Here is a 19,051-nt window from a genome sequence, read left to right on the forward strand (position 1 = left end):
TCCCCCTGAGCGTTTCAGCCTCCCCCTCCAGTGTTCATGCCTCGGTGGTGAGCCGCTGGGCCTCGTGCATGAGGCTTTTTGCCCCACGGTTGAGGCTCGGAGGCTCGTGCATGAGGCTCTTTGCTGCACCGTTGGGCCCCGAAGCCTCGTGCGTGAGGCTTTTTGCCTCGTCGTTGAGCCCCGAAGCCTCACTCACGAGGCTTTTTCGCTCGTCCGTGAGCCCTGATGCCTCGCGCATGGGGCTTCTTGCCTCAGCGGTGAGGCCCGGAGGCTCATGCATGAGGCTTCCTGGCTTGCCGGCTACACTCGCGGCGGATGTGGCGGAGTCAGACGATGCAGCATTGCAAGCGGATGCGTGAATGGTGGGGGCGCGGCGCGGTCGCGCGCGATGTGCTGCGGGTGATGGCCGTTGCCGTCGCAGTGGCGGCGGTGTGGTTGCCCGCCGTGGCCGGTCCGCCGGCCGTGCCAGCGCCAGCGCCCGCCAGTGCGCCGCCGCTGCGGGTGATGACCTTCAACGTGCGCCTGCCCACCGACGCCGACGGCGACAACCGTTGGGCGCTGCGGCGCGAGCAGATGGCACGGCTGCTGGCCGCGCAGCAACCGGACGTGATCGGCACCCAGGAGCTGTACGCCGAGCAGGGTGATTACCTGGTCGAGCACCTGCGGGGCTACGCGTGGTTCGGTGAAGGCCGGCGGGGCGGGCCCGGTGATGAGCACGTCGGCGTGTTGTATCGCCACGACCGCCTGCGCGTACTCGCTTCAGGCGATTTTTGGCTGTCGGACACGCCGGAGGTGCCGGGCAGCATCACGTGGCAGCACCTGTATCCGCGGCTGGCCACCTGGGCGCTGTTCGAACGCAAGGCCGACGGCCACCGGTTCTATCTGTTCAACACCCACCTGCCGTACCGCGACGAGGACCAGCCGGCGCGGATGCGTGGCGTGGCGCTGCTGCGCGCACGCATTGCGGCGCTGCCGGCCGGTGTGCCGGTGGTGGTCACGGGCGACTTCAACATCGATCCGGCCAATCCGGTGCACGCCGCGCTGGTGCCGCCGTTGCGTGATGCGTGGCCGGCCGCGCCGCAGCAGGAAGGCCCGGCGGCCACCTTCCACGGGTTCAGCGGGCGCGCCGACCGGCGCATCGACTGGATCCTGGTGCGCGGGCTGGACGTGGTGCGGGCCGCGACGCTCGATGCGCAGGACGCGGGAAGGTTTCCCTCCGACCACTTTCCGGTCGTGGCCGATCTGGCCTGGCCGACGCCCGCCCCGCCCTGAGCGGCGCCATCGCCCGCGCCACGTGCGCTTCCGACGCACGGCGGCCGCGAGGCCTGCCAATCCGTCCGTGCCTCAGCGCCTGGGCGTGAAGCGGATCGCCTGCCCGCCACCGGCGGCGAGGCGCAGGGTCAGCGTGTCGGCACTGGTGACCGTGCGCGTTTCGCGGATGAACTTGAACGGTGCGGTCTTCCAATGCGCACCGTCGCCATCGCGGTACACCTGCGCTTCGTAGGTCACGCCTGGGTCGAGGAACGACAGCGGTACCTGCAGCATGCGCCCCTGCTCGTCGGTGATCGCGCCCAGGTACCAGTCGGCGCTGTTACGGTCCTGCCGGGCCATGGTCACGTAGTCGCCCACCTCGCCGTTAAGCACGCGGGTCTGCGCCCAGTCCGCCGGCACGTCCTTGATGAACTGGAACGCGTCCATGTGTTTGGCGTAGTTCTCCGGCAGATCGGCCGCCATCTGCACCGGGCTGTAGAGCGTCACGTACAGCGCCAGCTGCTTGGCCAGCGTGGTCTGGATCGCCTGGCCGCGGCCCTGCAGGCTCAGGATGCCCGGGGTGTAGTCCATCGGCCCGGACAGCATGCGGGTGAACACCAGGTTGACCTCGTGTTCCGGCGGGTTGGGCGGGTTGCCCCAGGCGCCGTACTCCATGCCGCGCGCGCCCTCGCGCGCGACCCAGTTGGGGTAGGTGCGGCGCAGGCCGGTGTCCTTGATCGGCTCGTGCGCGTTGATCGCGACGTGGTGCTTGGCCGCCGCCTGCACCACGCGCAGGTGGTGGTTGGCATTCCACTGGCCGTCGTGCCATTCGCGCACGATCCTGCCGTCGTCGCCGCGGCGCTCGATCTGCCCGGCATCGCACACGTAGCCGGTCTTGACCACGTCGATGCCCAGGCGCTCGTTCATCGCGAACGCCGCCTCCATCTGGTCTTCGTAGTGGCTGACCGCGCAGCCGGTTTCGTGGTGGCCGATCAGGTGGACGCCTTTCGACTTCGCGTATGCGGCCAGGCCTTCGATGTCGAAATCCGGCGTGGCCTGGGTGAAATTGAAGTCATAGCCGTTGCCGAACCACTGGCCGTCCCAGCCGGGGTTCCAGCCTTCGACCAGCACGCCGCGGAAGCCGTGCCTGGCGGCGAAGTCGATGTAGCGCCGCGTGTTGGCCGTGGTGGCGCCATGCTTCTTTCCCGTGGCCCAACTCTCCTTCTCCAGGTGCAGCGACCACCAGATGCCGATGTACTTGGCCGGCTGGAACCAGCTCACATCGCCCAGCGCGTTGGGTTCGTTGAGGTTGAGGATCAGGTTGGACGCTGCGTACAGCGCGGCGGCGCTGTCGGTGATCTGCACCGTGCGCCACGGGGTGTGGAACGGCAGCGTGCGCCGTACCTTCCAGCCCTGTGAGGCGGGCGAGAGCTGCGCGCGCAGGCGCTGACCCTCGGTGCGACGCAGCCACGTCGCGCTGTAGTCCACCAGCGCCGCTTCGTGGAACGCGAGGTGCAAGCCATCGTCGGTGCGCACGGTGATCGGGGTGTGGGCCTGGGTGACCTCGGCAAGCGGCGTGCGCTGGTACAGGTACTCGTAGCGGTTCCACTCGCCTGCGGGGATCCACCATGCGGTGGCCGGTGCGGCGATCGCGAACTCGGTCAACTCGTCGTCGATGATGACTTCGTCCATCGCCGCCTGCTGCGGAAACTCGTAGCGGAAGCCGACGCCGTCGTCATACACGCGGAACACCACGTCGACGATGCGGCCGGGCTTGATGGTCTCGGTGAAGCGCGCGCGCAGTTCGTTGTAGTGGTTGCGCACGTGCCGCGACTCGCCCCACGGCTGTTCCCAGGTCTGGTCGAAGCTGGAGGTGGAGTGCGAGGTCAGCGCCAGGCTGCGCTCCAGCTTGCCCGCGCCGCGGATCTGGAAGCCCAGCGCCGACGGTGCAATCACGGGCTCGCCGAAGCGTTGCACGTGGTAGCTCAACCGGCCTTCATGCAGGTCCAGGGTGGCGGTGAGCACGCCGCTTGGGGAGGTGACTTCGGCCACGGTGGCGGCCCGGGCCTCGGCGCCGGCGTGGAGGGCAAGCAGCAGCAACAGGGCGGACAGCGGGCGCATCAGGCGGCTCCGGGCGGAAGGCAGTGGGGTGGCGGCAGGCATGCGTTCGGGAGCGGGGTCATGGCTCGACCACGAACACGACCGCGGTGCGCGGCGGCACGATGAAGCGGCCGCGGCGAGCGTCGTAGCGCGCCGACTGGCGCGGGCGCGCATCGGCCGCGTCGTCGGCGCGGTGCACCGGATGCAGGCGGTACGCCTTGTCGCGCTGATCGGGCAACAACAACGTCTGCGCCTCGGGGCTGACATTGACCAGATACAGCACCTCGTCGAAGTGCGCGCCCGGGTAGCCGCGGCCATCGAGGTGCCCGGCGATCACCAACGGGTTCTGGGTCGGGCCGGTGTTGGCGAAGTGCAGGCGCTGCTGCACATCCGCCGCGGTACGCAGGCGGAACAGGCTCGAGCTGGCGCGAAGTCGGAGCAGGTCGCGGAACGCGTCCCGGGTAAACGCGATGTCAACGGGCGTGGGGCGCAGCGCGGCATCGGCGAGCAGCGGGCGCATCAGGGCCCAGTCGGTCCCGTTGTCATCGCGCGGCGGCAGGCCGGTGCCGAAATGATGCTGCTGCCCGGTCCAGTCGATGCGATTGAACCAGTCGCCGGAGTCGAAGCTGTTGCGGTCCAGCGACTTGGAGCGGAGCAGTTCGCCGCCAGCATGGAAGTACGCCACGCCCTGGCTGAGGGCATTCAGCGCCAGGGCCAGTACCTGCACGCGCGCGCGCTCAGCGGACGGCGTGTCCCGCGGCAGCTTGAACACGTTGATGTCGAACAGGGTCTGGTTGTCGTGGTTCTCGACGTAGTTGACGACCTCGCCCGGCTGGCTGGCGTAGCCGGCGGGCTGGCCCTTGTAGTCGAGCGCGGACAGGGGTTTCCTCGCCCCCGTGCGGTCGGTGATGACGTAGTCGCGCAAGGTGCCGGCCAGGCCGGCGCGCACCAAGTCGGCGTGGTGGAGTAGCGCCGCCTTCGCACTCGAGCCGACCCCGGTGGGGTCGTTTGGCGGGCGCGTGCGCGTTGCCGCGGCCAACGCCCTCGCGTGCGCATTGGGCGTATAGGCCAGTCCATTGACATAGCCTTGAGTGAACAGCGCCTCGCCCTTGTCCGCGGGCCCGCCGCCACGGATCGCATCGCGCGCGCGGTCGCTGAACGTGCCGATGCCCGAGCCGTTCAATGCGCCCTGCGCCGCCTGCACGAAGCGCGCGCCGTTGGCCACTTCGCCGAAGTTCCAGCCCTCGCCGATCAGCTGCACGTGGCGGCCGGCGGCAGCGTCGACACGCGCCTGCAGTTGCTCCATCGCCGCGCGCGGCTGGTGTCCCATCAGGTCGAAGCGGAACGAGTCGATGCGGTAGTGCCGCACCCACAGCTCCGCCGAGTCGACCATCAGCTTCGCCATCATCCGGTGCTCGGTGGCGGTGTTGTCGCAGCAGGTCGAGCGCTCGACCGCGCCATTGGCATCCAGGCGGTGGTAGTAGCCAGGCACGATCCGGTCCAGCACCGAGTGCGGGTGCTGGCCGGACTTGGTCATGTGGTTGTAGACCACGTCCATGCCCACGCGCAGGCCGGCGCGGTGCAGGGCCTGCACCATCGCGCGGAACTCGCGGATGCGCACCGCGCCATCGGACGCGTCGCTGGCATAGCTGCCCTCGGGCGCGTTGAAGTGGTACGGGTCGTAGCCCCAGTTGAAGCAGTCGCGCGCGGCGTCGGCCATCACCGCGCCCTGTTGCGCCTCACTCTCGGGCGCCGCTTCCGGCACGCGTGGCGTCGCGCAGTCCTGCTCCGGCACGGTCGCCAGGTCGAACACCGGCAGCAGGTGCACGTCGGTCAGGCCCGCGGCGGCGAGGCCGCGCAGGTGGCGCATGCCGTCGCTGCCGGGCTCGGTGAAGGCCAGGTACTTCCCGCGCCGGGCCGCGGGCACGCTGGCATCGCCGCGGGAGAAATCCCGCACGTGCAGCTCATAGATGACCATGTCGGTCTGCGCGGCCAGCGGCGCGGGCCGTGGCGTGGCATCCCAGCCGGCGGGCTTGAGCGCCGCATCGTCGAGGTCGGCGATGTAGCTGCGGCGGGAGTCGGCGGTCAGGCTGACCGAATACGGATCAGTGACGCGGTTGCGCACCAGCCCGGTGCCGGGCACGAATACGTCCACCAAGTAGGTGTAGTACTGGCCGCTGAGGTTGGCCGGGTGGCGGTACGACCATGCGCCGGTCGCGGCGTCCGCGGTCAGCGGCACCAGCGTGTGCGCACCCGCGCGGCCATCGGCATGCAGGCATGCGGCCACGCGCTGCGCCGTGGGCGCCCACAGGCGCAAGGTCGTACCGTGGTTGCCGGGCGTGGCTCCCAGGTCCGTCAGCGACTCCGCCGCGGCGTGCAGGTCGTCGAGCGCGCCTGCGGCCTGCACGCGGGTCGCGGCCAGGGTGCGGCCCGTGGCGTCCTCCTCCACCAGCACCAGTTGCCCAGCGTGCAGGGCGGCCCGTTGCGTGCGGTCGGCGGGGGCGATCTCGAGCACCACGCCCGGGGCCACAAAGGCGAACCGCGAGGCGAGGGAGGACGGCAGCGGCGCGGATGCGCGGCGCAGCGCAAGTGCGCCGTCGGCGCCCAGCACGCGCTGCCCCGGTGACGCGACGATGCGGCCATCACGCGAGTGGTACAGGCGGAAGCGGCCAGTGGCATCGCGTTGCGGCCACTGCAGGCGGGTCCCGTCGAGCCAGTGCGCGGCGGCGGGCAGCGCCGCCGTCGGTGCGGGAACCAGCACGCGCGCGTGGGTGTCGGCGTTGCAGTCGGCGAGGCTGGGTGCAGGCCCCGCGGAAACGGCGTGCGGGGCGGCGATGGCAGGGCCGGTACAGAACATCGCGGCCAACAGACACGGCAGTACGCGGCGACGCCGGGGCGCCCGAGGTTGTGGCCACGTTGCGGTTGCTGTTGCCGTTGGTGCCGTCGCTGTAGACGTTGCTGTCGATGTAGCTGTGGCCGGGATTGGAGCGACCAGCGGATGCATGTCCATCGTCCCGTCGCTCCGAATCAGGCCGTCAGGACAGCGTCGCGTAGAACACCGCGTGCGCGGGCAGATGCAGCACGCCCCCGTCCACATGCGCGGTCAGCAAACCGTGATCCTCCAGCGGCACTGGGGCGAAGCCCTGCGGCAACGACCACGTGCACGGCTGCGCCGAGAGATTGAACACAACCAGCAGCGTCCGCCCGTCGTGCTCGCGGGTGAACGCCAGCACCGGCTCGGCCGTCTCCAGGAACCGGATGTCGCCCAGCACCAGCGCCGGATGCGCCTTGCGCCAGCTCAGGAAGCGGCGCACGTGGGCCAGCACCGAATCCGACCCGGCTTCCTGCGCGGCGACATTGCGCGCGCGGTGTTCCGCCGGCACTGGCAACCACGGCGCGCCCTCGGTGAATCCACCGTGCATGGCGTCACGCCACGGCATCGGCGTGCGGCACCCATCGCGGCCCTTGAAGTTCGGCCAGAAAGTGATGCCGTACGGATCCTGCAGCGCCTCGTAAGGCACGTCGGCTTCCGGCAGGCCCAGTTCCTCACCCTGGTACAGGCATACCGAGCCGCGCAGCGAACACACCAGTGCCACCAGCTGCGGCGCCAGCGCCGGATCCGGCGACGGTCCGCCCCATCGGGTCACCGCGCGCCGCACGTCGTGGTTGGAGATGGCCCAGCACGGCCAGCCATCGGTCATTTTCGCTTCCAGCTGCTGCACGGTGCTGCGGATGTACGCCGCGCTGAACTCGTCGACCAGCAGCTCGAAGCTGTAGCCCATGTGCAGGCGCTTCTCGGTGACGTACTCGGCCATCGTCGCCAGCGAATCCTCGGAGGAGATCTCGCCCAGCGTCGTCGCCTCGGGATACCGGTCCAGCAGCGCGCGCAGGTCCTCCAGCAGCGCCAGGTTCTCCGGCTGCGTGTTGTTGTAGTGGTGGTACTGGAACGCGTACGGGTTGTCGGCACTGAAGCCGCGCCCGGTCCGCGCTTCCACCGGCTTGGGGGGGTTGTCGCGCAGTTGCGCGTCGTGGAACGGGAAGTTGATCGAGTCCAGGCGCAGGCCGTCCACGCCCTTGTCCAGCCAGAACTGCACGCTGCCGAGCATCGCCGCGCGCACTTCAGGACAATGGAAATTCAGGTCCGGCTGCGAGGACAGGAAGTTGTGCAGGTAGTACTGGCCGCGCCGAGGCTCCCACTTCCACGCCACGCCGCCGAAGATCGACAGCCAATTGTTGGGTGGCGTGCCATCGGGCCTGGCATCGGCCCACACATACCAGTCGGCCTTCGGGTTGTCACGGCTCTCGCGGCTTTCCTTGAACCACGCATGCTCCACCGAGGTGTGGCTCAGCACCTGGTCGATCATCACCCGCAGGCCCAGAGAGTGCGCCTTGGCCAGCAGCCGGTCGAAGTCGTCCAGCGTGCCGAACATCGGGTCGACGTCGCGGAAGTCGGCGATGTCGTAGCCGAAGTCGGCCATCGGAGACTTGAAGAACGGCGAGATCCAGATCGCGTCGACACCCAGGCCGGCCACGTAGTCCAGCTTGCGGATGATGCCGGGCAGGTCGCCCACGCCGTCCCCGTCGGTGTCCAGGAAGCTGCGCGGGTAGATCTGGTAGATCACCGCGCCACGCCACCAGCGATTGCTCGTCATCCGCCTCTCCATCCTTCTGCAGGCCGCGACAGTGCTGGCGCGCCGGAGCGCCACTATTCCACGCCGCGACGACGCACGGGTTGATGCAATCCGGGTGCCGCGGATGAATACGTTTGCAGGGAAATCTGTGCAGCGGGCCCGGCCCCTACCATGGCCACGCACACTGCCACGGCAGGTGTTACAAGCATTGCCATGCGTGCGCCGTGCGTTGTGCATTGCGTCATCCACCCTCCAGGCCGATCGCCCATGACCCACAAACCGCAGCTCTCGTTCTGGCAGATCTGGAACATGTGTTTCGGCTTCCTTGGCATCCAGTTCGGCTTCGCGCTGCAGAACGCCAATGTCAGCCGCATCTTCCAGACACTGGGCGCGGACGTGGAGGCCATTCCCCTGCTGTGGATCGCCGCGCCGCTCACCGGCCTGCTGGTGCAGCCCATCGTGGGCTACCTCTCAGACCGCACCTGGACCGGGCTGGGGCGTCGCCGGCCGTATTTCCTGGTGGGCGCGGTGCTGGCGTCGCTGGCGCTATTCCTGTTTCCCAACGTGCCGGCGCTGTGGGTCGCGGCCGGCATGCTGTGGCTACTCGATGCGTCGATCAACATCTCGATGGAGCCGTTCCGCGCCTTCGTCGGTGACCAGATGGCGCCGGCGCAGCGCCCGGCCGGCTACGCGATGCAAAGCTTCTTCATCGGTGTGGGCTCGGTGGTGGCCAGCATGCTGCCGTGGATCCTGCAGCACCTCGGCGTGGACAACACCGCGCCGGAAGGCCAGATCCCCGACACCGTGCGTTATGCGTTCTATGCGGGGGGCGTGGTGCTGCTGGGTGCGATCACCTGGACGGTGGTGCGCACGCGGGAATACTCACCCCAGCAGTTGGCGGCGTTCGACGACTTCGAGCCGGCCGTGGCCGACGTGCACCGCGAGGGCGGCGCCCGACTGGCGCGTTGGACGCCGCTGGCAATGGCCGCGTTGGTGCTGGGGCTGGCGGGATGGTTCGCGGTCGCGCGTTTCGGCCTGGACAAGCAGCTGTACGTGTTGGCCGGCGGCATCGCCGCGTACGGTGCGTTGCTGCTGCTGGCGATGCGCACCCGACAGGACGGCATGCTGGCCAACATCATGCAGGACCTGCACGGCATGCCCCGCGCGATGCGTCGCCTGGCGGTGGTGCAGTTCTTCTCGTGGTTCGCCCTGTTCGCGATGTGGATCTACACCACGCCCGCGGTGACTTCGGTGCATTACGCCGCCACCGACACCGCGTCGGCGGCGTACAACGAAGGCGCCAACTGGGTGGGCGTGCTGTTTGCCGCCTACAACCTGTTCGCCGCGCTGGCCGCCGTGCTGATCCCCGGAATGGTGCGGCGCATCGGCCTGCGCATGAGCCACCTGGTCAACGCGTTGCTGGGCGCGGCGGGCCTGCTGTCGATGCTGGTGATCCACGATCCGAAGTGGTTGCTGCTGTCGATGGTGGGTGTCGGCTTTGCCTGGGCGTCGATCCTGTCGCTGCCTTACGCATTGCTGTCCGACAGCGTGCCCGCGGCGAAGATGGGCGTTTACATGGGCATCTTCAATTTCTTCATCGTCATTCCGCAGCTGGTGGCGGTGAGCCTGCTGGGGCTGATGGTGAAAGGCCTGTTCGGCAACCAGCCGATCTACGCACTGCTGATCGGCGGCGTCAGCCTGGTGCTGGCGGGCCTGTGCATGCTGCGCGTGCCGGAACCGGCCACAACCCCGATGCCCGCCGGCGCCGGCGCACACTGAGGAAGCCGCATGCGATCGCTCCCCTCGAGCACCAAACAGGCAGGCGCGCATCCTGCCTCCTGTGGCACCGCGATCACGGCCGCGCGCACGGCGCTGGCCCGGGGGGCACGCACTGCCGTGGCCTCGTGGCCGGGTCGAGTCCGCGCGGTTACCACTGTTGCCGCCCTGTTGCTGTCGGGGTGTGTGAGCGTGGACGAAGGGCATGTCCACGCTCCGCAATGGGACCGCGGGCACGCCGGCGCCGAAGCGCAGTACTACGGCACCACCGAGCCGATGGCCGCGGACGCGGTGTACTTCGTGCTCACCGACCGTTTCGTCAATGGCGACCCCGGCAACGACCAGCGCACGCAGGGCGGCGCCGATCCCAGCCGCCGCACCTTCGACCGGCCCGTGCCGCATGCGCCCAAAGGCCGCAGCGACAATGTCGGCTACCTCGGTGGTGACTTCCGCGGCCTGCTCGACAACGCCGGTTACATCCGCGACCTGGGCTTCGGCGCGGTGTGGCTGACCCCCATCGTCGACAACCCCGACGAAGCGTTCACCGGCGGCGACGCGGTGAAATGGGGTGGAATGTTCACCGACCGCGGCAAGACCGGCTACCACGGCTACTGGGGCGTGAACTTCTACAAGTTGGACGAGCACCTGCCCAGCCCCGGGCTGGACTTTACCGGCCTCACCGCCGGGCTCAAGCAGCATGGCCTGAAGACCGTGCTCGACATCGTCGCCAACCACGGCTCGCCGGCGTACACCATGCCGAAGGATCAGCCGAAATTCGGCGAGATCCATGCCGCCGACGGCACGCTGCTCGCCGACCACCAGAACCTGCCACCCGCGCAGCTCGATCCGGAGCGCAACCCGCTGCACCGCTGGTACAACACCAAGCCCGGCCTGGCGCAGCTGTCGGACATCAACGAGAACAACCCCGAAGTGCTCGAGTACTTCGTCGGCGCCTACTCGCAATGGATCGACCAGGGCGCCGACGCGTTCCGCATCGACACCATTCCTTGGATGCCGCACGCGTTCTGGCATGCCTTCACCACGCGCATCCGCGAGAAGCATCCGGGCTTCTTCATGTTCGGCGAGGCATTCGACCATGATGCGGCTACGATTGCCGCGCACACGCTGCCGCACAACGCCGGCGTCAGCGTGCTGGATTTCCCGCTGAAGGAGCGGATGGCGGAGGTGTTCGGCCGCAAGGGTGGCGGCTTCGAGCGCATCGCCGAGCGCCTGTACCTGGTGGACGGCCCGTACCAGAATCCGTACGAGCTGATGACCTTCTACGACAACCACGACATGGCGCGGCTGGACGCCCGCGACGAAGGCTTCATCGACGCGCACAACTTCCTGTTCACCTCGCGCGGCATCCCGGTGATCTATTACGGCTCGGAAACCGGCTTCGAGCGCGGCACCGCGGAACACGCGGGCAATCGCAACTATTACGGCCAGGCGCGCATCGACGCTGCATCGCGCAGCCCGATCTACGCCCCGCTCAAGCGCATCGCCCACCTGCGCGCGGACTCGCCCGCGCTGCAGCGCGGCCTGCAGCTCAACCTGGAGATGGCCGGCGACCGCGCGGCGTTCTACCGCGTTTACCAGCAGGGCGGGCAGGCGCAGATCGCGCTCGTGCTGCTCAACAAGGGCGATGCGCCGACCACCTTCACCGAGCGACGTTACGTGCAGGCGGGCCGCTGGCGTGCTGCGATTGGCGGCGGCGAGGTCACCGTGGCCGAAGGCGGCGCGCTGTCGACCACCGTGCCGGCGCACGGGGTGGAGGTGTTTCTGCTGGATGCGCCGGTGGGCCGCGCCGACCTGGCACGCGAACTGGACAAGGCGCAGGCAGGGGCGCAACCGCGCCGCTGACGATCGCGCGCCGTGGGCGCGCTTTAGGGGGCATCCGCCCCCCTCGTGGGATCAAGCGGTGCGACGCCCACCGTACGGGGGGCGGTGTGGACTGCTTGCCCTTCACCGCCCACTGCCAACAGCGAACCGCGTCGCCTTCAGCCTGCGGCAGCGCCGCTGGAACGCCGCACCACCAGTTGCGCCGGCAGGGTCACGCTTTCCGCCGTCTCGCCCTTCACCAGTTTCAGCAGGGTTTCCACCAGCAATGCGCCAGCGCGCGCGGTGTCCTGCACCACCGTGGTCAGCGACGGGTTGGTGAAACGCGCCGTAGGAATGTCGTCAAAGCCCACCACCACCACGTCCTCGGGCACGCGCAGGCCCTTCTCGGCCAGTGCGCGGATGGCCCCGATGGCGATGAGGTCGCTGGCCGCGAACACCGCGTCGAACGGCTGCCCGCGCTCCACCAGCGCCATCGCCGCGATGTAACCGGCTTCCTCCGAGCTGTCGGCGTCCACCTGCAGCGCCGGATCCAGCGCCAGTCCGGCCGCCTGCAACGCGGCCTCGCAGCCGCTGTACCGGTCCAGGAACTCCGGGTAGCCGCGCGACGCGTAGCCCAGGAACGCCACCTGCCGCCGGCCGAGGGCCACCAGGTGTTCGCCCACCAGCCGCCCGCCATCGGCGTTGTCGCAGCCGATGGAGATACCGGGCTGGTCCGGCTGTACCGCGCCCCAGCGCACGAAGCGCGTGCCCTGCGCCACCAGCGCGTCCAGCTTGTCGCGATACAGGCGGTAGTCGCCGTAGCCCAGCAGGATCAGCCCGTCGGCCTTCATGCTGTCCTCGTAGTCGGCGTGCCAGTCGTCCGACAGCTGCTGGAACGAGACCAGCAGGTCCTGCCCGTGGCGGGCGCAGGCCCGGGTCACCGAGCCGAGGATCGACAGGAAGAACGGGTTGATGTGTGCATGGTCCGGAGTCGGCTCCTCGAACAGCAGCAGCGCCAGGGTGCCGGAGCGCTGGGTGCGCAGGCTGGAAGCGTGGCGGTCGACCTTGTAGTTGAGCGCCCGCACCGCGTCCTCCACCCGTCGCCGGGTCTCGGCATTGACCAGCGGACTGCCGCGCAGCACCCGCGAGACCGTGGCCTGGGAGACCCCGGCGCGGTGGGCGATGTCGATCGAGGTGGCCTTGGTGCGTTTGCGCATGCGGGCAGGATGCCTGGTGAAGCGGACCGCCCGAGTGTAGACGCAGCGGTCCCCGCCGCAGCCCCCTTGTCCCCGCCTTAACCCCTCTTTTGGCACGCTCCCCCGACCCGCCAAGCCCCCATATTGGCGTTCCATGCCCGCAACACAGCGGAACTTTTAACCCCTTTAGCAGTCATACCCCCCGACTGCTAAGATGGCCCTTATGACCCAGAACGCCTCCTCCACCGCCCTGGTCGCCAACAATCTCCCCATCCCCGCCATGGGCGGGTTGGTCCCCCTCGGTTCGCTCGAGGCCTACATCGGCGCCGTGCACCGCATCCCCGTCCTCAGCGTCGAGGACGAGCAGGTGCTGGCCCGCCGCTTCCGCGACGAGGAAGACCTCGACGCCGCCCGCGAGCTGGTGCACTCGCACCTGCGCTTCGTCGTGCACGTGGCCCGCGGCTACAACGGCTACGGGCTGCAGATGGGCGACCTGATCCAGGAAGGCAACATCGGCCTGATGAAGGCGGTGAAGCGCTTCGACCCGGACCAGGGCGTGCGCCTGGTGAGCTTCGCGGTGCACTGGATCCGCGCCGAGATGCACGAGTTCATCCTCAAGAACTGGCGCATCGTCAAGGTCGCCACGACCAAGGCGCAGCGCAAGCTGTTCTTCAACCTGCGCAAGTCCAAGACCCGCCTGGGCTGGATGAACGCCGAGGAAGTGCGCGCCGTCGCCGCCGACCTCAACGTCTCCGAGCGCGAAGTGCTGGAGATGGAGTCGCGCCTGTCCGGCCGCGACATCGGCTTCGACCTGCCCTCAGACGAGGACGACGACCACGCGCCGCCGTCGCCGGCCGCGTACCTGCGCACCAGCGACGAGGACCCGTCGCAGGCCTACGAGCGCATGGACGAGGAAGACAACCAGCTGCAGCTGCTGCGTGACGGCCTGGCCGGGCTGGACGAGCGCTCGCGCGACATCGTCAAGCGCCGCTGGCTGGATGGCGACGGCAAGGTGACCCTGCAGGAGTTGGCCGACGAATACGGCGTCTCCGCCGAGCGCATCCGCCAGATCGAGGCCAACGCGCTGAAGAAGATGCGGGCGCTGTTCGCGGCCTGATCCCGGCGGGGCGGGAGAAAAGCTCCCAACAGCGGCGACGGACCCCACGGTAGCCTGTGGGCGATGAATCGAACGCTGGCCCCCTTCGCGACGATTCGCGCCTTCCTGATTCCTGGTCCCCTCTTGCCCGGCGCCCTTCGCTGGGCGGCTGGGCCGGGACTGCTGGTGGTTGCCGCCGCGTTTTACCTCGGGCTCGGCCTGCTCGGGTTCCCGTACGGCGCGCTCGGAACGGGAGCGCTATTCGCCGCCCTCTGGCTTTCGGCGCGTCACCACTGGCCCTGGCTGTTCGCCGGGATGATCCTGGCCCGCAGCGTGGGTGGGGTGGTCCAGCGCGGGTCTTGGGACCTGCAGGCTGTCTCGCAGGTCGCGGGCGCCCAGTCGGTGGTCCACCTGCTCGAGCCCTTGCTGGTGGCGGGGGGCGTGTTGCTGCTCCGGCGTTGGCAGATTACCCCGCGCACCCCTCCCAGCCTGCACCAGGCGTCGCGGCTGCTGGTGGCAGCCGTGGTCTCGGCGTTGGCGGTGATGGCAGGGGAACTGCTCCACGTCTGGATCGCCCACGGGATGGGCGGAACGAGGGCCACGCCGGGCAACGCGTCCGCTCCACCGCTGCGGGCAGGGGATGTCCCTCCGTTGGCGGTCTTCGCCTTCCACAGCCTGTTGTCCGCATTCCATGCGGTCCTGCTGGCCGCACCGATGCTGGCATGGGTGGTGCGGGGGGCCAACCGCGCAGGTTCGTTGCCGATCCTGCGCAATGGCCTGCTCGTGCTGTTGCCGATTGCCGGTGGGTACCTGGCGTGGGTGGCCGGCACGCCGGGCGCCGAACTGGTAGAGCTGGTGCGCCGCGTGCTGTTGGTGGTGGCGGTGGTGTTTGCGGTGTGGCATGGCTGGCGCGGCGCCGTATTGGCCCTGTGGGGGCTCAGTGTCGTGACCGGCCTGGAGGCACAACTGCTGGCGCCCTTGGCCCACCCCACCCGGATGCAGTTGTTCACCGCCGTCACCGGCGCCACCGCCCTGCTGTTCGGGGCCACGGTGGACGGCCTGCGGGCGCAGGCCCGCCAGCTGCAGCAGGCGAAGGAGGAAAGCGAGCGGCTGGCGCTGGAGCTCAACGCCGCGGCGCGCCGCAACCTGCGCACGGAGGAACGCGAGCGTCGCCGCCTTGCCGGCGAGTTGCACGATGAGTTCGGCCAGACCCTCACCGCGTTGCAGACCCGGCTGATGCTGGTGGCGCCGCAATTGAACCAGTGCGGCCAGGCCGCGGCGGTGGAGTCGCTGCTGGAGTTGACCCGTGCAATGCGCGGCAACATCTCCGGGGTGCTGGAGTCATTGCGGCCCTCCGCTCTGGAGCAACTCGGGCTCTACCGCGCGATCGACCAGGGCATGGTGCGGCGCCTGGCGGAGGAGGCCGGGGTGCAGTTGGAGACCGTGCTCGAGGGCGACGCCCGCCTGCTGCCGCAGCTGGACGACACGTTGCGCATCGCGACCTACCGCCTGGTGCAGGAGGGCGTGACCAACGTGGTCCGCCACGCACGCGCCGGGCACTGCCGGGTGCGCCTGCGGGTCAACCAGCGCCACGGCATGCTGTGGATGTTCATCGATATCCGCGATGACGGCATTGGCGTGCGCCCGGGTCGCGCCACGGGCCGCGGCTTGGTCAACATGCGGGACCGGGTGCTGGCATTGGGGGGGCGCCTGCACATGGCCTCCATCGGTGAAGGACTGCGCCTGCACGCGCTGCTGCGACAGCCCCTGGAGTCCCCGGCGGCACCGTAGTGGGGTGTCCGTCCCATGGGGTGGACGCAGGCGCTCAGAAGCGCAATTCATATCGCACGAAACGGTTGACACCGCCGCCGCCGGCATGGTGTTCTCGATACCCATGAGCACCGCCCACGCCCTTCGCAAACTTGCCGTATATGCGTCCCTCGACGCGATCCGGCCGTGTGCGCGTGCCCAAGCCACCGGCCTGAACTGGATTACCACCTTTACCTGGGCACATCGCGCGGGAATCGGGCACGTGTAGGCCAACGCCAACCAGCCCAGGCAACAGACCTGAACCCCGCGCCCTCGAAAGAAGCGCGGGGTTTTTTGTTCTGGGGCCCGGGCCACCACCAGCAAACCACCCGAGGATCGCCACCATGACCATCGCCAAGCTCAACACCGCCAAGCCGTCCACCACCAAGCTCGCCTTCGCCACCTGGTACGCCGTGGCCCGCGCTGATGCGCAACGGAGGCCTTTGTGAGCGGGGCGCTGGCGGCCGCCCCGCCCTACAGCGCCGAGGTCGTGCCGCTGCACGGCCAGCCGGGTCCCGACTCCCTGCTCGGCCACTGGCTGGCGCTGGTGTCCAAGAATCGCCAACTGCAGTTGGAGCGCGCCGCGCGCAAGCTGCGCATCACCACCACCGAATGGGTCGCGTTGCGCCAGTTGCAGCGCAGCGGCCGCACCACCCAATGCCGCCTGGCCACCGACGCGGGACTGACCGCGCCTTCGCTGTCGCGCGCGCTGGCCTCGTTGGAGGACCTGGGCTACGTCAGCCGCAGCACCGACATCGACGACATGCGCTTTGTGCGGGTGGAGATCACCGACGCGGGGCGCGCGCTGGTGCCGCAGTTGCTGGAGACCGAGCGCAAGGTCGACCGTGAACTGTTCGGCTGTCTGGCGCAGGCCGCGCGCGAGGAATTGACGGTGGCGCTGCGTTCGGTGGCGGCGGTGCAGGGCTTCGACGGCGGCAAGGCAACGCGCCGCGGGCGCTGAGCAGAGTCCGTCTGGTGTTGCGTCGGGCAAGGCTAGTGGCTCCGCCGATATCACGATGGGACATCGGCGCCGTCTGGTGCGGGGCGCTGGGGCGTGGTGCTGGAGGCCGCGTCAATACAAGTCGGTCGGATCCACGTCCAGCGACCAGCGCACGCGCCGTGCCTCGGGCAGGGCGTGGATCGCAGGCAATGCGAAGTCCAGCGCCGCATGCAGGTGGCGGCGGGTGGGCGAGGACAGCAGCAGTTGCTCGCGCTGGTAGCCCGCACGCCGCGGCATCGGCGCGGGCAGCGGGCCGTTGAGTTCTATCATCGCGTCCGGGTCGTTGGGGTCGAACAGCTCGTCGGCGGCGCTGTCGATGGCCGCGCGGGCGGCGCGCAGGAAGGCGTTTGCCTGTTCCACCTGCTTGGCTTCGGCGCGCAACAGCACCAGGTGGCCGAACGGCGGGAAGCCGGCGACCTCGCGTTGCGCCAGTTCGGTTTCGGCGAAGGCGGCATAGCCGCCGCTCAGCAGGGTCAGCAGCAGCGGGTGCTCGGGGTGGTGGGTCTGCAGCAGCACCTGCCCGGGTTTGTCGGCTCGGCCGGCGCGGCCGGCGACCTGGATCAACAGTTGCGCCAGTTTCTCGGGCGCGCGGAAATCGGCCGAGAACAGCCCTTCGTCGATGCCCACCACCGCGACCAGGGTCAGGTTGGGCAGGTCGTGGCCCTTGGCCAGCATCTGCGTGCCGACCAGGACGCCGGGGGCGTTGCCGAACGCGGCCAGATGCTTCTCCAGCGCGTCGCGGCCCTGGGTGGTGCCGCGGTCGATGCGCAACACCGGCACGTCGGGGAAGCGCGCGGCCAACACCTCTTCGATGCGCTCGGTGCCGGCGCCCTGCGGCTGCAGCGACAGCCCGCCGCAGTCGGGGCAGGCGTTGGGCGCCGGACGCCGCGTGCCGCAGTGGTGGCACTGCAGCCGCCGGCCGGCGGCGTGCACGGTCATCGGCGTGCCCTGTTCGGGCGTGCTGCAGCGCGGGCAGTGGGCGGTCCAGCCACAGTCGTGGCACAGCAGCACGGGCGCATAGCCGCGACGGTTCTTGAACACCAGCACCTGGCCGCCGGCGTCCAGCGCGCGCGCCACGCCCTCCAGCAGCTCCGGCGACAGCCCCGCCTCCAGCGGGCGCTTGCGCACGTCCACCACGCGCACGTGTGGCGGCTTGGCGACGCCTGCGCGCGCGGGAAGGCGCAGGTGGCGATAGCGGCCGACGCGCGCGTTGTGCAGCGACTCCAGCGAAGGCGTGGCGCTGCCCAGCAGTACCGGCACGCCGAGTGCCTTGCCGCGCACCAGGGCGAAGTCGCGGGCGTGGTAGCGGATGCCGTCGAGCTGCTTGAAGCTGCCGTCGTGCTCCTCGTCCACCACGATCAGCCCGGCCTCGGGCAGCGGCAGGAACACCGCCGAGCGCGTGCCCACCACCACCCGTGCCTCGCCGCGGGCCATCGCCGCCCAGGTGCGGCCGCGCTCGCCATCGGACAGGCCCGAGTGCAGGGCGTGGACCGGCACCCCCAGCCGCGCGCGGAAGCGGGCGAGGGTCTGCGGGGTGAGGCCAATCTCCGGGACCAGCACCAGCGCCTGCCGCCCGCGCGCCAGGCAGTCGGCAATGGCGTGCAGGTAGATCTCGGTCTTGCCGCTGCCGGTGACGCCGTCCAGCAGCAGGGCGGCAAAGCCGTCGCGGGCGGCCAGCACGGCGTCCACCGCGGCCTGCTGGTCCGGATTGAGGGTGGGGCCGAAGCGCGGCGCGGCGGCGGCCCCGGAGGCGGTCACCGCGACGCGCTCGGCCAGGCCGCGCTGGGCCAGGGCGCGTGCGGCGGCGCGCCAGCCCGTGGCGACCGCGTCGTCGGCGTCCAGTCGATCTTCGTCCAGCGGACCCGGGGCGGCGGCCAGCATCTCCGCCAGTTGCCGCGGTCGGCCCGCCCGCAGCTTGGGCCGCGCGGTGTGTCCGGCCTCGGTCAGCCGCCACGCCCAAGCGTGGGCGACGGCCAGCGGTTCACCCTGGCGCAACGGGCCGGGCAGGGCCGTGGCAAAGACTTCCCCGAGCGGCGCATGGGTGTAGCGGGCCAGCCAGCCAAGCGAGTCGTACAGCTCGCCCGAGAGCAGCGGCGCCGGGTCGAGTACGGGGCCCGCATCGCGCAGTCCCGCGGCACTCTCGGCCTCAGCCATGCCGATCCCGGCCACCACCCCCACCAGCTCGCGCGGCCCGAATGGCACCCGGACCCGCTTGCCGATGTCGGCCGCGGAGGGGACGTGTCCGTCCACCGCGCGGTAGTCGAACAACCGGGCCAAGGGCACCGGTACGGCCACCCGCCAGACGGGAAAAAGGGACGGAGAGTCGGCATTGGCCATGGGCAAAGTTTACGGTGCCAGGCCCTCGGCGCCG

11 protein-coding genes are annotated in these 19,051 nt (G+C 69.8%); 6 read left to right on the top strand and 5 right to left on the bottom strand.

The features are described 5' to 3' along the window. Positions 1 to 333 precede the first annotated feature (333 nt). Complete coding sequence (locus AC3ARF_RS00965) at positions 334 to 1,272, top strand: endonuclease/exonuclease/phosphatase family protein (RefSeq protein WP_498929464.1); 939 nt, start codon at positions 334 to 336, stop codon at positions 1,270 to 1,272. A 72-nt stretch (positions 1,273 to 1,344) separates the two neighbouring features. Here AC3ARF_RS00965 and AC3ARF_RS00970 read toward each other — a convergent pair whose 3' ends face one another. The 3 genes from AC3ARF_RS00970 to AC3ARF_RS00980 all read right to left on the bottom strand — a co-directional run bounded on the left by AC3ARF_RS00970 (position 1,345) and on the right by AC3ARF_RS00980 (position 8,003). Further along, the gene (locus AC3ARF_RS00970; protein WP_498929466.1) at positions 1,345 to 3,414 is read right to left on the bottom strand and encodes a glycoside hydrolase family 97 protein; all 2,070 of its coding nucleotides are present in this window, start codon (positions 3,412 to 3,414) and stop codon (positions 1,345 to 1,347) included. Positions 3,415 to 3,430: 16 nt separating this feature from the next. Further along, positions 3,431 to 6,208 carry an alpha-1,6-glucosidase domain-containing protein gene (locus tag AC3ARF_RS00975; RefSeq protein WP_498931932.1) on the bottom strand — a complete coding sequence of 926 codons (2,778 nt, stop codon included), beginning with the start codon at positions 6,206 to 6,208 and terminating at the stop codon, positions 3,431 to 3,433. A gap of 178 nt (positions 6,209 to 6,386) precedes the next feature. Continuing rightward, on the bottom strand, positions 6,387 to 8,003 hold the full coding sequence (locus tag AC3ARF_RS00980) for an alpha-glucosidase family protein (protein WP_498929468.1): 1,617 nt from the start codon (positions 8,001 to 8,003) through the stop codon (positions 6,387 to 6,389). A 246-nt stretch (positions 8,004 to 8,249) separates the two neighbouring features. Between AC3ARF_RS00980 and AC3ARF_RS00985 the strand changes: the two genes are divergently transcribed. Then, on the top strand, positions 8,250 to 9,761 hold the full coding sequence (locus tag AC3ARF_RS00985) for an MFS transporter (protein ID WP_498929469.1): 1,512 nt from the start codon (positions 8,250 to 8,252) through the stop codon (positions 9,759 to 9,761). Positions 9,762 to 9,770: 9 nt separating this feature from the next. After that, positions 9,771 to 11,621 carry an alpha-amylase family glycosyl hydrolase gene (locus tag AC3ARF_RS00990; protein WP_498929471.1) on the top strand — a complete coding sequence of 617 codons (1,851 nt, stop codon included), beginning with the start codon at positions 9,771 to 9,773 and terminating at the stop codon, positions 11,619 to 11,621. A 137-nt stretch (positions 11,622 to 11,758) separates the two neighbouring features. On the opposite strand, the gene AC3ARF_RS00995 is transcribed toward AC3ARF_RS00990, so the two are convergent. Continuing rightward, on the bottom strand, positions 11,759 to 12,796 hold the full coding sequence (locus AC3ARF_RS00995) for a LacI family DNA-binding transcriptional regulator (protein WP_498929473.1): 1,038 nt from the start codon (positions 12,794 to 12,796) through the stop codon (positions 11,759 to 11,761). A 202-nt stretch (positions 12,797 to 12,998) separates the two neighbouring features. On the opposite strand from AC3ARF_RS00995, the gene rpoH reads away from it, so the two are divergent. The 3 genes from rpoH to AC3ARF_RS01010 all read left to right on the top strand — a co-directional run bounded on the left by rpoH (position 12,999) and on the right by AC3ARF_RS01010 (position 16,641). Continuing rightward, the gene (gene rpoH / locus AC3ARF_RS01000; RefSeq protein WP_498931934.1) at positions 12,999 to 13,892 is read left to right on the top strand and encodes an RNA polymerase sigma factor RpoH; all 894 of its coding nucleotides are present in this window, start codon (positions 12,999 to 13,001) and stop codon (positions 13,890 to 13,892) included. Positions 13,893 to 13,955: 63 nt separating this feature from the next. Next, positions 13,956 to 15,662 (top strand): histidine kinase, encoded by a 1,707-nt coding sequence (locus AC3ARF_RS01005; RefSeq protein WP_498929475.1) that lies wholly within the window; start codon positions 13,956 to 13,958, stop codon positions 15,660 to 15,662. A gap of 463 nt (positions 15,663 to 16,125) precedes the next feature. Next, positions 16,126 to 16,641: a MarR family winged helix-turn-helix transcriptional regulator gene (locus AC3ARF_RS01010; RefSeq protein ID WP_498929476.1), complete on the top strand. Its 516-nt coding sequence runs from the start codon at positions 16,126 to 16,128 to the stop codon at positions 16,639 to 16,641. 111 nt (positions 16,642 to 16,752) lie between these two features. Here AC3ARF_RS01010 and AC3ARF_RS01015 read toward each other — a convergent pair whose 3' ends face one another. Next, positions 16,753 to 19,017, bottom strand: a complete 2,265-nt coding sequence (locus tag AC3ARF_RS01015) for a primosomal protein N' (protein ID WP_498929477.1) — start codon at positions 19,015 to 19,017, stop codon at positions 16,753 to 16,755. Positions 19,018 to 19,051: the final 34 nt, after the last annotated feature.

The sequence above is a fragment of the Lysobacter sp. KACC 24251 genome (assembly GCF_057747755.1).